General features: G+C 34.4%; 17 protein-coding genes. 6 read left to right on the forward strand and 11 right to left on the reverse strand.

The features are described from left to right. Positions 1-6 precede the first annotated feature (6 nt). The 7 genes from IL45_RS12255 to IL45_RS12280 all read right to left on the reverse strand — a co-directional run bounded on the left by IL45_RS12255 (position 7) and on the right by IL45_RS12280 (position 5,134). On the reverse strand, positions 7-408 hold the full coding sequence (locus IL45_RS12255; protein ID WP_036584367.1) for a DUF2306 domain-containing protein: 402 nt from the start codon (positions 406-408) through the stop codon (positions 7-9). Positions 409-562: 154 nt separating this feature from the next. Next, positions 563-2,782 (reverse strand): NADP-dependent isocitrate dehydrogenase, encoded by a 2,220-nt coding sequence (locus IL45_RS12260; protein WP_036584369.1) that lies wholly within the window; start codon positions 2,780-2,782, stop codon positions 563-565. 260 nt (positions 2,783-3,042) lie between these two features. After that, positions 3,043-3,396, reverse strand: a complete 354-nt coding sequence (gene rplS / locus IL45_RS12265; protein WP_036584372.1) for a 50S ribosomal protein L19 — start codon at positions 3,394-3,396, stop codon at positions 3,043-3,045. Between the two features lie 138 nt (positions 3,397-3,534). Continuing rightward, positions 3,535-3,894, reverse strand: coding sequence for a T9SS type A sorting domain-containing protein (locus IL45_RS12270; RefSeq protein ID WP_036584374.1), 360 nt, complete (start codon positions 3,892-3,894; stop codon positions 3,535-3,537). A gap of 51 nt (positions 3,895-3,945) precedes the next feature. Further along, a complete protein-coding gene (trmD, locus tag IL45_RS12275) occupies positions 3,946-4,626 on the reverse strand; it encodes a tRNA (guanosine(37)-N1)-methyltransferase TrmD (RefSeq protein ID WP_036584376.1) in 681 nt (226 codons plus the stop codon). Positions 4,627-4,689: 63 nt separating this feature from the next. Further along, positions 4,690-4,818, reverse strand: coding sequence for a hypothetical protein (locus tag IL45_RS15345; RefSeq protein WP_262496358.1), 129 nt, complete (start codon positions 4,816-4,818; stop codon positions 4,690-4,692). A 1-nt stretch (position 4,819) separates the two neighbouring features. Further along, a complete protein-coding gene (locus IL45_RS12280) occupies positions 4,820-5,134 on the reverse strand; it encodes a YbjQ family protein (RefSeq protein ID WP_036584379.1) in 315 nt (104 codons plus the stop codon). Positions 5,135-5,175: 41 nt separating this feature from the next. Between IL45_RS12280 and IL45_RS12285 the strand changes: the two genes are divergently transcribed. Together IL45_RS12285 and IL45_RS12290 are read left to right on the forward strand one after the other, a co-directional pair. Continuing rightward, on the forward strand, positions 5,176-6,168 hold the full coding sequence (locus IL45_RS12285; RefSeq protein WP_036584382.1) for a DUF6588 family protein: 993 nt from the start codon (positions 5,176-5,178) through the stop codon (positions 6,166-6,168). A 198-nt stretch (positions 6,169-6,366) separates the two neighbouring features. Then, the gene (locus tag IL45_RS12290; RefSeq protein WP_036584384.1) at positions 6,367-6,954 is read left to right on the forward strand and encodes a hypothetical protein; all 588 of its coding nucleotides are present in this window, start codon (positions 6,367-6,369) and stop codon (positions 6,952-6,954) included. 85 nt (positions 6,955-7,039) lie between these two features. Here IL45_RS12290 and rplT read toward each other — a convergent pair whose 3' ends face one another. The 4 genes from rplT to thrS all read right to left on the reverse strand — a co-directional run bounded on the left by rplT (position 7,040) and on the right by thrS (position 10,304). Beyond that, positions 7,040-7,384 (reverse strand): 50S ribosomal protein L20, encoded by a 345-nt coding sequence (gene rplT / locus IL45_RS12295; RefSeq protein WP_006795594.1) that lies wholly within the window; start codon positions 7,382-7,384, stop codon positions 7,040-7,042. Between the two features lie 103 nt (positions 7,385-7,487). After that, positions 7,488-7,685, reverse strand: coding sequence for a 50S ribosomal protein L35 (rpmI, locus tag IL45_RS12300; protein WP_036585360.1), 198 nt, complete (start codon positions 7,683-7,685; stop codon positions 7,488-7,490). Between the two features lie 101 nt (positions 7,686-7,786). Continuing rightward, positions 7,787-8,302: a translation initiation factor IF-3 gene (gene infC / locus IL45_RS12305; RefSeq protein WP_262496364.1), complete on the reverse strand. Its 516-nt coding sequence runs from the start codon at positions 8,300-8,302 to the stop codon at positions 7,787-7,789. A 55-nt stretch (positions 8,303-8,357) separates the two neighbouring features. After that, on the reverse strand, positions 8,358-10,304 hold the full coding sequence (gene thrS, locus IL45_RS12310) for a threonine--tRNA ligase (protein ID WP_036584389.1): 1,947 nt from the start codon (positions 10,302-10,304) through the stop codon (positions 8,358-8,360). A 161-nt stretch (positions 10,305-10,465) separates the two neighbouring features. On the opposite strand from thrS, the gene IL45_RS12315 reads away from it, so the two are divergent. From IL45_RS12315 to IL45_RS12330, 4 genes are all read left to right on the forward strand, one after another. Continuing rightward, a complete protein-coding gene (locus IL45_RS12315) occupies positions 10,466-12,358 on the forward strand; it encodes a coiled-coil domain-containing protein (protein WP_036584392.1) in 1,893 nt (630 codons plus the stop codon). 116 nt (positions 12,359-12,474) lie between these two features. Continuing rightward, positions 12,475-13,974: a hypothetical protein gene (locus IL45_RS12320; RefSeq protein ID WP_036584395.1), complete on the forward strand. Its 1,500-nt coding sequence runs from the start codon at positions 12,475-12,477 to the stop codon at positions 13,972-13,974. Positions 13,975-14,138: 164 nt separating this feature from the next. Continuing rightward, a complete protein-coding gene (locus IL45_RS12325) occupies positions 14,139-14,498 on the forward strand; it encodes a BlaI/MecI/CopY family transcriptional regulator (protein ID WP_036584397.1) in 360 nt (119 codons plus the stop codon). A gap of 1 nt (position 14,499) precedes the next feature. Beyond that, entirely contained in the window at positions 14,500-17,286 is a 2,787-nt protein-coding gene (locus tag IL45_RS12330) for a M56 family metallopeptidase (protein WP_036584400.1), read from the forward strand. Positions 17,287-17,375 lie beyond the last annotated feature (89 nt).

The following is a 17,375-nucleotide window of genomic DNA, read 5'->3' on the forward strand; positions in this document are numbered from 1 at the left end:
AAAAAATCATCCAAAAAATACACCATGCAGGTATCTGCCAGGCACTAATGTGAAACCACCTGCAATCATGATAGCGCCTACATAGAGCATGATCATTTTAATTTTGTGTTTACGTACGTTACCCTTTTTTATAGCTATAAGAGCTGTAGGAATAGAGTAAAGCGTTAAGAAACTGAAAAGATGAATCCATCCAAAATGATTTAACAACTGTGGTCCTACCAATGCTGGTAAGAACAGAGAAACGATCGCAGTAATCATCATTAAGGTCATGTAAATTTTACCTAATACTTTATGAAGTGAATTCCCTTTTCTAAAAAAAAGTAAGTATGCTCCTAAAAATATACAAGGTACAACGGTACCCAAATGTAGGTACATCAATAAATTATAAGAATTACTATATAATAACATGAGATTAATTTTAATAAAGATAAACAGCGATATCAAAATCTGACATTTCAAGATACTCAACTGTTAGTTTTTAATTCTCAAATGTGTATTTATAGAAAATAAAAAAGTCCTGATTGAAACAATCAGGACTTTTATTTTTTTAGATAAGTATAAATTATCCAATAATCGAATTAAGTGTAGCACTAGGGCGCATTGCTTTTTCTTCTTTTACCGGATCTGCTTTGTAATATCCTCCTATGTCCATAGGTTTACCTTGAACGGCAATCAATTCTTCATTTATCTTAGTCTCATTGTCAGAAAGTGATTTTGCAAGTGTTGCAAATTCAGTTGCTAACTCTACATCTTTAGATTGTCCTGCAAGTTCCTGTGCCCAGTACAAGGCTAGGTAATAGTGAGAACCACGATTATCTAATTCATTTACCTTACGAGATGGAGACTTACGGTTTAATAAGAATTTCTCAGTGGCAGCATCTAAAGCATCTGCAATAATTTGAGCCTTTTGATTGTCGTATTTTACAGCAAAATGCTCTAAGGATACGGCAAGAGCAAGAAACTCACCTAAAGAATCCCATCTTAAGTGGTTTTCTTGTTCAAATTGTTGAACGTGCTTTGGAGCACTTCCACCAGCACCAGTTTCAAATAATCCACCACCATTCATTAACGGCACTATAGATAACATTTTTGCACTTGTTCCTACTTCTAGGATAGGGAAGAGGTCGGTATTATAATCACGTAAAACATTACCAGTTACTGAGATAGTGTCTTCACCATCTTTCATACGACGCAATGTGCGCTCTGTTGCTTCAACAGGTGATGCTATAGAAATGTCTAGTCCTGTAGTATCATGATCTTTTAAGTACTGATGCACCTTTTCTATAATCTGTGCGTCATGGGCACGATTTTCATCTAACCAGAATATTGCTGGAGTTTGACTTGCACGAGCACGAGTTACCGCTAGTTTTACCCAATCTTGAATAGGAGCATCTTTAGTCTGACATGCTCTCCAAATATCTCCAGCCTCTACTTCATGTTCTAGATAAACAGTTCCGTCTGCATCTACAACTTGTACTGTTCCACCAAATCCAATTTCAAAAGTTTTATCATGTGAACCATATTCCTCTGCCTTTTGAGCCATAAGACCTACATTAGGTACAGTTCCCATAGTTTTAGGGTCAAAGGCTCCATTTTCCTTACAGAAATCTATGGTAGCTGCATATATTCCAGCATAAGAACTGTCTGGGATAACTGCTTTTGTGTCTTGAGATTCTCCGTCTTTATTCCACATCTGACCAGAATTTCTAATCATCGCAGGCATAGAAGCATCAATAATAACATCACTAGGTACATGAAGGTTAGTAATACCATGATCACTATTCACCATAGCTAGAGATGGTCTGTATTCTAATACTTTACGGATTTCATCTTGAATTTCTTCTCTTTCTAATTCTGGTAATTCATGCAGTTTGCTTAATAAATCCCCAAAACCATTATTTACATCCACACCTAGTTTATTGAAAACAGTTGGGTACTTATCAAATAATGGTTTAAAGAACACTTCTACTGCATGACCAAAAATGATTGGGTCAGAAACCTTCATCATAGTGGCCTTCATGTGCAAGGAGAAAAGTACATCTTTCTCTAAAGCATCATCAATTTGTTCTTCTAAAAATTCTAATAATCCAGCCTTACTCATGTAAGTTGCATCTAGAATTTCACCTTTCAATAAGGCAAGGTCTTTTTTAAGTATGTGAGTTCTGTCAGCTTTATCAATAAGTTGAATAGTTACAGAAGTATCTTTACTTGCTGTAAAACTTTTCTCATTATGGGCAAAGTCACCATGTTGCATCGTTGATACATGAGATTTTGAATCTTTACTCCATGCACCCATGCTATGTGGATTGTTACGAGCATACATCTTTACAGGTTTAGGAGCTCTACGATCAGAGTTTCCTTCTCTTAATACTGGATTAACAGCACTACCTTTTATTTTATCGTAACGTTGCTTAAAATCTTTTTCTTCATCTGTTTGTGGATCTTCTGGGTAATCTGGAAGATTGTATCCTTTTGCTTGTAATTCTGCAATGGCATCGTTGAGCTGTGGTACGGATGCACTAATGTTAGGCAGTTTAATAACATTTGCTTCTGGTTGCTTTACTAGTTCTCCCAGTTCTGAAAGTGCATTTTCTTCTTGCTGACTTGTTTCTAAACGATCTGCAAAAACAGCAAGGATACGCGCAGCTAGAGAAATGTCCTTAGTCTCTATGTTAATTCCTGCTGGCGCAATGAATTTTTTTACAATAGGTAAAAAAGAAGCTGTAGCAAGTGCTGGTGCCTCATCAGTTTTAGTGTAAATTATAGTAGGAGTCTTGGACATTTATTATGAATTTTAATTAGTATTATAATCTCAAATTATCTTATTTGAGTAGTCTAGCAAATATAATATTTAACAGGCTTATTTAAAACCTAAATTATCATAAGCTTAGTAGTTTAAATAGAGCTTATGGATGTATTGAATGATTGATTTTGCAATTGTAGATGAAAAGGGTTGAAAGCTTACTGTGAGATTTAAAAATATGATATAAAAAAAGCTGTCCATAGGACAGCTTTTCTCTAATATAATTAAGATCTAATAGATTATTTTCTACGAGCTTCTTTGATACGTGCTTTTTTACCAGTAAGCTCACGGAAGTAATAGATACGTTTTCTACGCACAGCTCCGGCTTTGTTTAATTCAATTTTCTGAATCGCTGGAAGGTTGATAGGGAAGATACGTTCTACACCTATGTTACCACTCATTTTTCTAATTGTAAAAGTTTTTGTAGCACCTGTTCCTCTTACCTGGATTACAACTCCACGGAAAAACTGTGTACGGCTTTTTTCACCTTCTTTAATTTCATAGTACACTGTGATTGTATCACCAGCACTAAATTTAGGGAAATCTTTCTTTTCAATGAATTCGTCTTGCACGAATTTTACTAAATGTTCCATGTTGAATGGGAATTAATTTGTTTAAGTAAAGAGTAACATTCACGAAGATCGTCAGAGGTTAATTTTTACGAGCTGCAAAAATACAAACTTCTTTTACTGTTACAAAAATTTTTGAAGAAAATAATCGAATACTTCTGGTTACTGTATGATCAGTTTTTTTACGGTACTCTGTGTGTCACTTTGTATACGTAGGAAGTAGATTCCAGCTGCTAATTTAGACACATCAAAATCGATAACCTGTTTATTTAAACCACTTTTTGCATTATAAACTTGCTCTCCTAAGGAATTAATAATTGTAATGCCTATACTTTTAGTATCTGTTTGGTTTACTCTCAACTTGAGTACTCCATTTTTTACAGGATTAGTTAAAAGTGTAAACTCATCCTCTATATCTATACGAGATGAATTGGAAACAATAATATCGTTTACAGGAGCCGCTGCTGTAAATACAGGACTAGTAAAAGCTATTAAGAATAAAAAAAGTAAAAATTGTTTCATGTTTGTCTACATATTAGAGTAAATCTACGACATTTTATCAAATACTAAACGTTAAATATCGCTTAAAAGATCCGGTCGTCTATCCTTAGTTCGTTGTATGGCTTGGTCTTCTCTCCATTGATCTATTGCTGGTAAATTACCACTCAATAGAATTTCAGGAACTTTGTGGCCTTTATATTCTGCAGGTCTAGTATAAACCGGTGGTGCAAGAAGGCCATCTTGAAAACTATCAGTCAATGCACTAGTCTCATCACTAATCACGCCAGGAATTAATCTTATGATAGAATCACATAAAACAGCAGCTCCTAATTCACCGCCGCTTAATACATAATCACCTATTGAAATCTCTTTTGTAATAAACATATCCCGCACTCTCTGGTCTATACCTTTATAGTGCCCACAAATAATCATTAGATTTTCTTTGAGAGAAATGTGATTTGCAATTCCTTGATTTAAAGTCTCACCATCAGGTGTCATATATATGACTTCATCATAGTCACGTTCACTTTTAAGATCTGTAATTATTTTATCTAATGGCTCAATCATCATCACCATACCAGCGCCACCACCATATTGATAGTCATCAACCTGATTGTATTTGTTGAGGCCATATTTTCTTAAATCGTGCATATGCACTTCAACAAGACCTTTTTCAATGGCTCTCTTGAGAATAGAAGCTTCAAATGGACTCTTGATTAATTCTGGTAAAACGGTAATAATATCTATGCGCACAGTAGCAAGTTTTAAAATGCAAAAATAGGTTTATTAAGTGATTGCTCTCCATACTAATTAATATTACCAGTCACGTTCTTCAAAACCTTCATTTCCCTTCTTCTCAATTCTTTTAATGATTAAGTAGATTATAATCCCAATACAGGCTGCGATTCCGATTAAATAAAGTAAAATTATAAATAGAGCCGCCATCTTATTTTAGTTTAACTGCAGTGCCATAAGCAAGAATTTCACTCGCACCTTGCATCACCATCGATGATGTAAGTCTTACGTTGATAATTGCATCTGCGCCCAGTCTTCTAGCATCATCTACCATTCGCTGCATTGCCTGATCTCTACTATGTGCTTGTAATTTTGTGTACTCATCAATTTCTCCGCCTACTAGATTTTTTAGACCTGCAAAAATATCACTTCCTACATTTCTGGCTCTAACAGTGCTGCCTCTAGCGACTCCTAGTATCGCTTCTATTTCTTTTCCAGGTATAAAATCAGTTGTTGAAACTATCATAATTTGTTTTTATTTATTTTCACGGGCTTATTATCAGCCTTATGAAATTTAAAGTTACCATTCTTTGTTGTGTTTTCGCTTTCGCGAAAGCGGAATTTTCCAATTCTCAAAATAACGAACTGGGAGAAGTGCTTACCGATATGTTACTCATATCTGATAGATATGTGCAACCAGCAGCAGAGGCATCTGTGATGCAATCTAGTGCTGGTTGGTATTATAGTGCTAATACTTTAAGTAAATATAAGGTTACTGTTGCGTTACATGCCAATGCATTAGTTTTTCCATCAAGTAAGAAAAGTTTTGAAATCAATAATGATGAATTATTGAATTTAACGATACGAGGTGACGAGTCCACGACTATACCTACTACATTAGGTGGTGAACAACGCACATTCTTTGATTTTACTATAGATGGTGAAGAGTACGAATTTCAGGCTTTTGAAGGTATCGATACGGGATTTCTAGCATATCCATTCTTACAGGTTGGAGTAGGGTTGTGGCAAGAAACAGAGCTTCTGTTAAGATATTCACCTAATATAAAAATAGATAAATCTGATTATGCAATTTATGGAATTGGAGTAAAACATAATTTATCACAATATTTATTCAAGGGTGATCGTCCTGTTGAGCTGGCGTTTTTAACCAGTTATTCTTTATTTGATTTAAATCTATCATTCAATCCATATGAATTACGATCTGATGATAATTCTCCACCGTTAGCAGTAATTGATGGATCTTTAGTTGATGCTCATGCTATATTATTTCAATTAATAGGTAGTAAAGATTATAACAATTGGACCTTTAGTTCTGGTGTTGCTTATAATCGTAGCTGGATAGATTATGAGTTAAGTGGAGATGACGGTTTTTTTCTACAGACCTTGAACGATGTTCTCAGTGTACTAAGTGAAACGCAGCATAGCTATAAAGTGGATTTAGGTGCTACCTATCATTTTAATAATTGGGATTTGAGTTCTCAATTAAGTGCTGGTAACTTCATCAATTTAAATATAGGTGGTGTTTATCATATTCAATAAATGAATTTTTTAAAAAGTGCAGCTTATTTTAAGATTTTTGTAGTAAAAGAGGTTGATTGCGTTAATATTGTAGCATATTTTGTTAAAAGCAACGTGTTTTTTGTATAAATCTTAATTTAATAGTTTTCATTGGTTTCATAGTCAAATTTATCTTTGTGTTATAAAAATTAAGTATAACTAATATAAAGATTTAGACCAATGAAGAAGAGAATTTTAAGTACAATAGCTGTAGCAGGATTATTATCATTAAACGCGGTAAATGCTCAAACCTACGAGCCATTGCCGGGCGTTAATAAAGGAACAATTACTAATGTTAACGGTATCGCAGATGATTTAAAAAATGAAGGTATCGTAGGAGTAGGAAGTTGGTCAAGTTTCAATACCTTATCTAATCATATGTATCTCTTAGAAGGAGCTAATCTAAAGCAAACTAAGATGTTAGTTTCAAAAATGGGAACTAATATCATGATGTTAGATGATACTATTCCATCTTGGGTAGATACGGAAGCGATACGAGAAGATGTTGCAGATGTTCAAAAAGAGTTTAAGGAGCTTATCGCTACTAAAACAGATAATGATGAATATATGGAGGATCTGGAAGAATTGACTGAACAATATGAAGACTTGAGAGAAGAGCTTAAAGAAGTAACCATGGAATATATTGAAACTTTAGATGAAGCAAATGAAGAGCGTAAGGATCAATTAGAAAAAGGTAATTATGAAAAAGCTCAAGAAAAATATCAGAAAGAGATTCAGGAATTAAATAATATTTCTGAAAATAAATAGAGGTATAGATACTAGAGTTTTAAATAAAAAAAATCCCATCATTACTGATGGGATTTTTTATTTGCGAGAGGTTGTTAAACCTAATTTATTTTACTTTGTTTACAACAGCTTCAAAAGCTTCTGGGTGATTCATTGCTAAGTCAGCAAGAACTTTACGATTTAACTCGATATCATTCTTCTTAACAGCTCCCATAAACTGTGAGTAGCTCATTCCATGCATACGTGCACCAGCGTTGATACGCGTGATCCATAAGGCACGGAAAGTTCTTTTCTTATTTCTTCTATCACGGTAAGAGTAAGACATTGCTTTCTCTACTGCGTTTTTTGCTACTGTCCATACGTTTTTACGACGTCCGAAGTAACCTTTTGCTTGTTTAAGCACTCTTTTTCTGCGAGCTCTGCTCGCTACTCTGTTTTTAGCTCTAGGCATAATTTTAATTTTTTAGTAGGAGGCGATTCATAAAGAATTCTTGATAAGCCTTTCTACTGGGTTTGTTATTAATTAATAAACCATCAAGGTTTACAATGAGGTCTTACTTAAGACGTAATTGTAACTTGATATTGTTTTCATCTGCTTTGTGCACAAGTCCATCGTGCGTTAAAGCTAGTTTACGCTTCTTACTTTTCTTAGTAAGGATGTGACTCTTAAAAGCGTGTTTTCTTTTGATCTTACCAGTACCAGTAAGCTTGAAACGCTTCTTAGCACTAGATTTAGTTTTCATTTTAGGCATAATTTCCTTTTTTAATTCTCGCATTCTCAGCCCGAAAGCTGTTTAAATAAAACAGCCCTCATTTTGAGGACTGCAAAAATAGTATTTTTATTGATATCTACCTACTTTTTCTTAGGCGCAAGAAACATATTCATGCGTTTTCCTTCTAGTTTCGGCATTTGCTCAACTTTACCTAGTTCTTCTAGGTCACGAGCAAGTCTTAATAATAGAATTTCTCCTTGATCTTTGTAGATAATAGAACGACCTTTAAAGAATACATATGCTTTTAATTTTGCTCCTTCTTTAAGGAATTTTTCAGCGTGTTTTCTTTTAAACTCGTAATCGTGATCATCCGTATTAGGTCCAAAACGGATTTCTTTGATGACTACTTTAGAGGCATTTGCCTTCATCACTTTTTCACGTTTCTTCTGCTCATAGACAAACTTTTTGTAGTCCATGATTTTTGCTACCGGCGGATCTGCTTTAGGTGAAATTTCTACAAGATCTAACTCCATTTCACGAGCTTTTGCAAGCGCGTCTCTAGTGTCTAAAACTTGTGGTTCAACTCCTTCACCTACAAGGCGTACTTTTCTAGCGCGTATTTTTTCATTAATCGCGTGCTTGTCTTCTTTGATAATACGAGCCGGTCCGCGGCTTCTGCGTCTTCTTATTGCTATGGCTATATAATTTTAATTAAACTTCAAATGTTTTTATTGTCGAGGCGATTTCATCTTTAATATACTGGCTAAACGCTTCAACCGTCATACTTCCTAAATCATCTCCTCCATGTTTACGTACAGAAATTGTGCCGTCTTTTTCTTCTTGTTCTCCTACTATGAGCATATAAGGCAATTTATTCATCTCTGCCTCACGTATTTTTTTACCCATGGTCTCGGCACGATTATCAATCGTTGTGCGAATTTCGTTAATTTCTAGCAAATTAGCCACCTGTTTAGCATAATTTTCATATTTCTCGCTGAGAGACAGAATAGTACACTGCTCTGGCATCAACCACAATGGGAAGTTACCGCCAGTATGTTCTAATAAAATTGCTATAAAACGTTCCATACTACCAAATGGAGCTCTATGGATCATTACAGGTCTATGTGATTCATTATCAGCGCCTTTGTACCATAGGTCAAAGCGTTCTGGTAAATTATAATCTACTTGAATAGTTCCTAATTGCCAGCTGCGACCTAGAGCATCCTTAACCATAAAGTCTAGTTTAGGACCGTAAAAGGCAGCTTCGCCTTCTTCTATCACATAGTTGAGACCTTTATCTTTTGCAGCACTGATAATTGCATTTTCTGCAATTTCCCAATTTTTAGTATCACCTATATATTTTTCTGGTTTTTTAGGATCACGAACACTTACTTGTGCAGTAAAATTTTCAAATCCTAGTGAACCAAATACATAGAGAACTAAATCGATAACGGCTTTAAACTCCTTATCTAGCTGTTCTGGCATACAAAAAATGTGTGCGTCATCTTGTGTAAAACCTCTCACGCGTGTTAGTCCGTGTAGTTCACCACTTTGCTCATAACGATATACAGTACCGAATTCTGCAAAACGTTTTGGTAAATCTCTGTAAGACCATTGTGAACTTTTATAGATCTCACAGTGATGTGGACAGTTCATAGGTTTTAATAAAAACTCTTCATCATCATTAGGAGTTTTTATAGGTTGAAAAGAGTCTGCACCATACTTTTCATAGTGACCAGAAGTGACATATAGTTCTTTAGAACCTATGTGGGGACTGATTACCATTTCATAACCAGCTTTTTTCTGAGCTTTCTTTAAGAAGTCTTCTAATCGCTCACGTAATGCAGCACCTTTTGGTAACCACAATGGCAACCCTTGACCTACACGTTGAGAAAAAGTAAAAAGTTGTAACTCTTTACCTAATTTTCTATGGTCTCTTTTTTTAGCCTCTTCTAGTAATTCTAGGTACTCCTTAAGGTCTTTCTGTTTAGGGAAAGAGGTACCATACATACGAGTAAGTTGTGGGTTTTTTTCATCACCACGCCAGTATGCACCAGCAATACTCATAATTTTCACAGCTTTTATAATCCCTGTATTAGGAATATGACCACCACGACATAAATCTGTGAAAGTGTCATGATCACAGAAGGTAATCTCACCATCTGTTAAGTTTTCAATAAGCTCTACCTTATAAGGATTGTTTTGATCCTTATAAAATTGAAGAGCATCTGCCTTACTAACACTGCGCATGGTAAACTCATGTTTGCCACGTGCTATTTCAAGCATTCGCGCTTCTATCTTTGGAATATCACTTTCAGATATGGAATGCTCTTTAAAGTCTATGTCATAATAAAACCCATTATCTATAGCAGGTCCTATTGTTAAACTTACACCTGGAAACAACTCTTCAATAGCTTGAGCCATGATATGAGATGTTGAGTGCCAGAAAGCTTCTTTTCCTTCTGGATTGTTGAAGGTAAAGAGCACTAAACTACCATCTTCTGTAAGTGGTGTTTTAGTCTCTACTTTAATTCCGTTAAAACTAGCGCTTATTACATTGCGAGCAAGTCCTTGTGATATGCTCATCGCGACATCCATAGGTGTGGTGCCGTTTTCCATTTCTTTTATACTACCGTCTGGTAAAGTAATTTTAATCATAACTACAAAATATGAACCTGCAAAGTTAATCGCTTTATAGGAATGACAATATTATTTTGATGTCATTTAGCGCCTATTTGTGTAGATTCTTCTAATTTAAAAACAGTATTAAGGCTGCTTTTGATTATTTGTTTACTTTAGGAGTCATAAATTAAACGACGATGACTTCATTTGTAGGGAAATGGAAGTTGTTAGTGATCGTGTTCTTTGTTGGGTATTACGCTTTCGCGAAAGCGGAAACACCAGCAACCATTGCACATACTATCTACTCCAATACAGAAATTGCAACCTTTAGTATAGATAAAAGTTCAACACGAACCGAGATTTTTGAACTTTTCAAAGAGCTTTTTATCAATCATAGTGTCAAAGCCAAATTAAATGGATATAAACGTCATGGTGGTGTCATAACCTTACTAGACCTGACGTTGACTGATCAAAATGGAACCATTTTTCCTTTAAATCTTCAAAATGATAAGGGTATCGATACTGTTTGCTTAACGCTTAATCCTGCATTCAATAATATTGTTGAATTTGCACCATGTGATGTTGCCTTAAAAGCTGTTACACCTATAAGTGCCTCTCAATATGGTCAGTTTTATGAGACAACTTTTGTGGACTCTACAGAAGTTGATGAAAAAGAAACGGTTCAGAAAGCAGAAGAAACTGTGAAAGAAAAAGCAGATTCTCGACAGACTGCTCAAGAAGTGATAGCTGCACGTAAGGCAAAGACAGAAACGGAAATAGAAGCGGCCAGATTGAGAGTGAAACAGCAACAAGAGCAACGACGTATAGATGTGCTAGCTAGAAAAGCAAAACTAGAGGCACAACAAGCGGAAAAGCGTATTCAAAATGAACAATTAATTGCAGATCGAACTTTGAAACGAGAACAGCAATTAAGAGAGGTAAGTGAACGACAACTGGCGAGAAGGCAAGAAGCAGAAGCGGCACGTATAGCAAAGTTAGAAGATGAAAAAAGGCAAATAGCTATTGAAACGGCTAGATTAGAAACTCTTGCGCAAGAAGAACGTCTTCAGTTAGAAACTCTTGAAAAGGAACGGCTTGCTGCTCAACAACGACAAGAACAACGACGATTACAGGAAGAGCTAGATAAAAAAGAAGCGCTGCGATTAAAAGAGGAAGAAAAAGAACGAGCTCGAGAAGTAATACGCGTGCGTAAAAGACTGGAAGCTGAACGATTAGAGCAAGTTAAGGCAGAAAATGAACGAGTAAAGAAAGAAAAAGAGGCTCTAGAATTAAAACGGTTAGAAAGACAACTGGAACTAGATAGACTCGCCCTAGAGCGACAAGCTTTACAAGATGAACTTAATGCACAATTAGAGAAAGAACGTCTCATCGAAGAAGAAAAGAGAAGAGCGGCACTGTTAAAAGCAGAACAGGAATTAATTGATGAACGTGAAAGGTATAGAGAAGATCTGGGCCAGGCAGACTCTCGTAAGCAACTTATGGTTAATGCAAATGAACAAGGCTATATTGCTATAGAGGACCGAATTATAGAGCAAGGCTATTTAATGTTCAATGCAGAGCAGTGTAGCTTTAAAGTATACATGGGTCGTACTTTTATTTATGACGCCTTTGGTGCTAAAATATTAACCATCGATGATGAATTGACAGATGCACCACAAAGTGGTAAGGTTATCGTTAATCAAGTAGAGGCTACTTATGAATTTACAGAGAATCTACTTATAATTAAAAATTCACAAGGTCAACTTATTGATGAAGAAGGTAAAGTGGTAGGTGCTGGAGTTAATAGTACCGATTCACAAAGTCAAGATTTTAAAACAACGCATAGTTTTAAAATACAGATTCATTTTTCTGATGATGAAATAAAAAACGTTTTTAATCAAATCGAGCAATATCAGTTTGATACAGAGCTGTTAGAATCCACATTTAATCAAAGCGGTAGTCTGACTAATTTGGTATTTAGAATAGATGACGAGTCATTTGTTTTCAATGTATTGGACTCAAATTCATTTATATTAATAGATATCGATGAGAGAAATAATCGAGTAAATGTAAGTAAGAAGGAGAATTAGATGCCGTTTACCTTGTAAGTTATGTATTTAGTGGATTTAACAATAACTATATTATTCTAATAATTATTAAAATTTATAACGGTGTATTTTTGCAAACTGAATAAATAACGATAAAAATGTTCTCTAGATTATTAATGACTGTCTTTACAGTTGTTTTATTTTTAAGTAATTACACGCAAGCAAGTTCTTTATCTACCATAGATATTGAAGGTGTTAATCAGACTATATTTAAGTTAGATAGCAATAGCAGTAAAGATGATCTCTTTTTGTTTTTTGATACGTTAAAAGAGTCTTTTGAAATTAATGCACAACTCATTTCCTATAAGGCACGCAATGGAAAAGTGATGGTTCTAGGTATTGCTTTTCAAGAAAAGACACAACGTTCCACAAAATTCATTATTAAGTCTAACTCTGAAATAGATGACTTGTGTATTGTAATTAATAATGTGACAAACATTGTAAGTTATGCAGGTTCTTGTGATGAGGATGGTCCGTCCATACTACATCGTGATCCTGTGCAAGAAGCAAAAGAAAGAAAAATATATAATGCTAGAGTAGAAAAGCTCAAGCAATATAAACAACGTATAAAAGATATTTTTGTAAAGGAAGATATAACAGTAGAGTATGATGAAATAGCTGATGATCAAAAACAAGCAGCCCAAAAGGCTCGTGAAAATTCAAGACGCAATCAATCATCAGGTGGCTATTCAACACTTTCACAAGCAGTCAATAAAGATTACAATGCACGTAAAGACTCTTTAAGGAAAGTTAAAGAAGCAAAACTTGAATTAGAAAGGTTAAAAGCAGAAGAAATAGCCCTTCAAACCAAACACAGAAAAGATTCTCTTAAGAAGGCTCGTGCCAGTCGTCAGAATGGATTAATGCCTAGAGATAGTGTTAAAAAGCCTGTTGTCATCATTGTATCAGAATCTGTAGAGGATCAAGTTGATAATGCCGGATCAGAAGTTCAGTCTATCTCAAGTATTCAAGAAAGGAATAGAATTGAAGATGAACAAAACACTGCTGATGTACTAAATGCAATAAAGCAAAATACGGCAGGTGTCGATGCTGCAATAGAGTCTAATACAGTATTCTTTTCAGGCGAACAGTGTACTTACAAGGTCTATTCTGATAAGACTTTTATTTATGATTCGTCAGATAAGACCATTATGATCTTAGATAAACCGTTAGCAAATGAACCTGAGAATGGAACCACAATGCTTAAAGGTGACACTTATAGTTTTGAGTTTGATGGCTTATCGCTGGTTTTGAAAAATAGTAATGGAATGCTCATTAATAAAGAAGGTAATCTACTCAACCCATCGGCATCATTTGATAATGAAGTTGCCATAGCGACCTTTCAATTGACTGAAGAGTTTGTAATTACAAAAAACTCAAAATCTCTGGATGTTCAAAAACTTGTTTCTGAGATAGAGAAAAAGAAATTCAATTGTAGTATTATTGAAAACATAAGTAATACTAACAATGTCATTACTAACATATCTTTTAAAATTGATGATAAGATTTACAGCTTTGATGGTGAAGATGGAATACCTGTTTTATTAATTCAATTAGATGAAATTCACCATAGGGCAAGAGTTCAAACCGCTTATTAGTCTTAAAATTAATCTCTTATAAATCCCGTACTTATTACAAGTACGGGATTTTTTTTATTCAAAAACTATAATAATAGTTAATCAACTACGTTTTTAGTTTGATAACTATAAAAATAGTTATATGTTTGAACATCGATTAGTGATGGTAGTAAAAAATATTAAATATGGAGAAGCTCACACAAAAGGAAGAAGAAATCATGCAAGTGCTTTGGCAATTAGAGAAAGCATTTGTAAAAGAGATTGTACCACAATTATCAGGTACTAATCATTACAATACCGTTTCTACTATTGTACGCAAGTTAGAAGAGAAAGGATATGTGGCTTATGAGGCTTTTGGTAAAACACACCGATATTATCCTATAGTAGATAAAGAAGTTTACCGCAACACCTTTGTCAATAATGCGATGACCAGATATTTTAACGATAGTTATAAAAATATGGTTTCGTTTTTTGCAAAAGAAGAAAAAATAAGCGCAGCAGATTTGAGAGAAATTCTAGAAATGATAGAATCTAAAGAAAAATAAGATGGAAGCAGTTATAGAATATTTACTTAAAAGTGCTGGTGTACTAAGCAACTTTGTCCTTACATATCATTTTTTATTGCGACGGTTGACTTTTTTTCAAGCAAATCGGTGTTTTCTATTTTTAGGTATTATTGCATCCATTGCCTTCCCATTGATAGAAATTACACAGACTGTTTATGTGGAACAACCCATTCAACAATATACATATGTACCACAGCAAGTAGCAACGCCCATGGCAATAATGCTAGAACAGCCTGCAATTCCAGTAGATACAGCTTTTGATTACTGGCAGCTTTTCGGCTTTTTATATGTAACTGTTATGGTTTTCTTTATAGGTAAAATGATAGTAGAGCTTAGCTCACTGTATCGTTTAATACGTTCAGGTAAGACCGTTAAGAGCGGGAATTTTGTGACGGTTACGCTTTCGCGAAAGCTGACTCCTTTTAGTTTCTTTAATTATATATGTATTAGTGAATCAGAAGAGCCCAGTGCTGCGCTAGATGTCATATTAGATCATGAGAAGGTACACGCCAGACAATGGCATAGTATTGATGTATTGCTGAGTCATTTATATAGAGCCATCTTCTGGATCAATCCGCTGGCGTGGTGGTTAAAAAAGCAAATAGGAGAGAACCTAGAGTTTATCGCAGATGCCGAAGCAAAAACGCAAACTAAATCTGGTGTTAGTTACGAGCGTACTTTATTGAGTAGCGCTGCATTTCATCTACAACCTTCACTAGCTAATAATTTTTTCACACCATTTATTAAAAAACGTATTATGATGTTACAAAAAGAAGCCAGTGCACGCTGGAACGCATATAAGTATGCATTAATATTACCAGTAATTGTTGTTTTTCTCTACAGTTTTAATGTAGTTACTGAAGTTGAGTATCTAGAATTAGAAAATGATCCAACTCTAGATATTCAAAATTCATTAAAAGAGAGCAATGATCTAAATATGATCAATGCTGTTAAGGTTTCTAAAGCAGATTCTATTCTTAAAACCTCTGAAGAGCTTATCTATGATATCACAGCACAGACAACTGATGAAGATTTAGATAGGTATGCATCACAAATCAATGACTATGCAAATTATCAAGTGAAATTTAGTGATCAAGAACGTGATGAAAGAAATAGATTAAAACGTCTTAGTATCTCTACAAAGTTTCCTGAAACAAAATGGGACAAGAACATGACTATTGGGACTGAGCCTTTTAAGTTATTACTTATTAAAGCTAGTAAAGAAAAGCTATGGGTGAATGATGATAATTCAAGTGAGACATTATACATCACTAAAGATGGAGTTCATGTAGAAATGGGAGACGATTGGACCTATGGAGATTTAAATATAGAGCAAGATGAAAATTTTCAATGGAGTGAGGTAAACTCTAAAGATGTGAAGATTTACATTAAAATCACACCTACATCTACTAAAGAGTCTTTAGAAGAACATAAAAAGTTTTTAAAAGAATCTCATAACGTTGATTTCAAATACAGTAAGCTTAGATATAAAGAAGGAAAGCTGGTGTCTATTAAAATAGAACTGGATGATAATGATGGAGCAAAAATAGCACAGACCTATAAGAATGACACCGCAATACCTAATATATGTATTAACGGTTCTATAAAAGGAGATCACAAAAACTGGAAGCTCAACAATTGCGAGGATGCACCTCAAACTACCTATCAATTAGGTGATGTTAAGTATATGAACTTATCACCTGATGAATATCATCAACTGACGCAAATGAATGTAGATAGTATTATGCAAACAATAAAATTGAGTACTATAAATATGGACTCATTACAGAATCAAATTGATTTGCAGCTTATGAATATCAATTTTGACTCTATTGAATCACACATTCAAAAATCCTTAATTTATATCAATTCAGATTCAATAGGTAATTATTATCAAGAGTTACCAGATTTAAATGACTTAGATGATATTAATTACTCGCGGTTTGAAATGCCTAATAGTAATTTAAGCTCTGGTAACTACATCGTTATGAATAACTCTGATAGTGAGAAACAGTTAGTTATAGTGGATGGTAAAGAATTTAATGGGTCTGTTTTAAGCGGGAATATGGACATGAGTAATGTTGCTTCAATGAATATATTAAAAGGTGAAGATGCAACTGATTTATATGGTGAGAAAGGAAAAGATGGAGTTGTGATTATTGCTACTAAAGATGGTGAAGGACTTAAAGAATTGCCAAGTAGTGTTGATAGAAGAGCACTGATGGATCAAAGACGATTTGAAATGGATTCTTTAAGAGCGATGAGAAGAGATCAAATGGAATCTAGAAGGCAAGAACTATTACAACGCAGAGATGAAAAGAGACAACAAGCTCTCATTGAAAGAGATAGCTTAAAAAGAAGAGTTTCTATAGATTCTATAAGAATAGATAGAAACATGAGGATAGAAGAAAGACGTACAGCTATACTACAAGAAAGAGAAAGGAAAAAGGATGAAATAAATAAAAGGAGAGAACATATTATTGCTAACTCTCGTAATGGTGAATCTACACTTAGTGAAATTATAACCTCAGATACGCTTATGAACTTTAGTGAAGGGATGCTGGAAAAGTATGGAGAAAAAGTAAGAGCCAAAGGATACTCTTTCAATATCAAAACCTTTAAAGAACGCAATGGTAAAGTTGTAAAATTAAAAATAGAATTTGCAGGCACTGATTATGCCATTGCTACTAATAAAGGAATAAATAAACTCACTTTTGACTATTTCAAGGATGGGTTAAGTCCTAAAATGACATCCGTAAGTAACTAACTAGATTTAAAAATTAATTAGGCCTAAAAAGCCTGTCTTTAATTAAGACAGGCTTTTTTATATTTAGAGAATTGAACTTATCGATAATA

It is taken from the genome of Nonlabens ulvanivorans (assembly GCF_000732625.1).
Lineage (GTDB): Bacteria > Bacteroidota > Bacteroidia > Flavobacteriales > Flavobacteriaceae > Nonlabens > Nonlabens ulvanivorans.

What these genes read in the sequence shown, in the direction of transcription:
- IL45_RS12255 (WP_036584367.1), bottom strand. Translation starts at nt 408, where the DNA reads ATGTTATTATATAGTAATTCTTATAATTTATTGATGTACCTACATTTG.
- IL45_RS12260 (WP_036584369.1), bottom strand. Translation starts at nt 2,782, where the DNA reads ATGTCCAAGACTCCTACTATAATTTACACTAAAACTGATGAGGCACCA.
- rplS (WP_036584372.1), bottom strand. Translation starts at nt 3,396, where the DNA reads ATGGAACATTTAGTAAAATTCGTGCAAGACGAATTCATTGAAAAGAAA.
- IL45_RS12270 (WP_036584374.1), bottom strand. Translation starts at nt 3,894, where the DNA reads ATGAAACAATTTTTACTTTTTTTATTCTTAATAGCTTTTACTAGTCCT.
- IL45_RS15345 (WP_262496358.1), bottom strand. Translation starts at nt 4,818, where the DNA reads ATGGCGGCTCTATTTATAATTTTACTTTATTTAATCGGAATCGCAGCC.
- IL45_RS12280 (WP_036584379.1), bottom strand. Translation starts at nt 5,134, where the DNA reads ATGATAGTTTCAACAACTGATTTTATACCTGGAAAAGAAATAGAAGCG.
- IL45_RS12285 (WP_036584382.1), top strand. Translation starts at nt 5,176, where the DNA reads ATGAAATTTAAAGTTACCATTCTTTGTTGTGTTTTCGCTTTCGCGAAA.
- IL45_RS12290 (WP_036584384.1), top strand. Translation starts at nt 6,367, where the DNA reads ATGAAGAAGAGAATTTTAAGTACAATAGCTGTAGCAGGATTATTATCA.
- rplT (WP_006795594.1), bottom strand. Translation starts at nt 7,384, where the DNA reads ATGCCTAGAGCTAAAAACAGAGTAGCGAGCAGAGCTCGCAGAAAAAGA.
- rpmI (WP_036585360.1), bottom strand. Translation starts at nt 7,685, where the DNA reads ATGCCTAAAATGAAAACTAAATCTAGTGCTAAGAAGCGTTTCAAGCTT.
- thrS (WP_036584389.1), bottom strand. Translation starts at nt 10,304, where the DNA reads ATGATTAAAATTACTTTACCAGACGGTAGTATAAAAGAAATGGAAAAC.
- IL45_RS12315 (WP_036584392.1), top strand. Translation starts at nt 10,466, where the DNA reads ATGACTTCATTTGTAGGGAAATGGAAGTTGTTAGTGATCGTGTTCTTT.
- IL45_RS12320 (WP_036584395.1), top strand. Translation starts at nt 12,475, where the DNA reads ATGTTCTCTAGATTATTAATGACTGTCTTTACAGTTGTTTTATTTTTA.
- IL45_RS12325 (WP_036584397.1), top strand. Translation starts at nt 14,139, where the DNA reads ATGGAGAAGCTCACACAAAAGGAAGAAGAAATCATGCAAGTGCTTTGG.
- IL45_RS12330 (WP_036584400.1), top strand. Translation starts at nt 14,500, where the DNA reads ATGGAAGCAGTTATAGAATATTTACTTAAAAGTGCTGGTGTACTAAGC.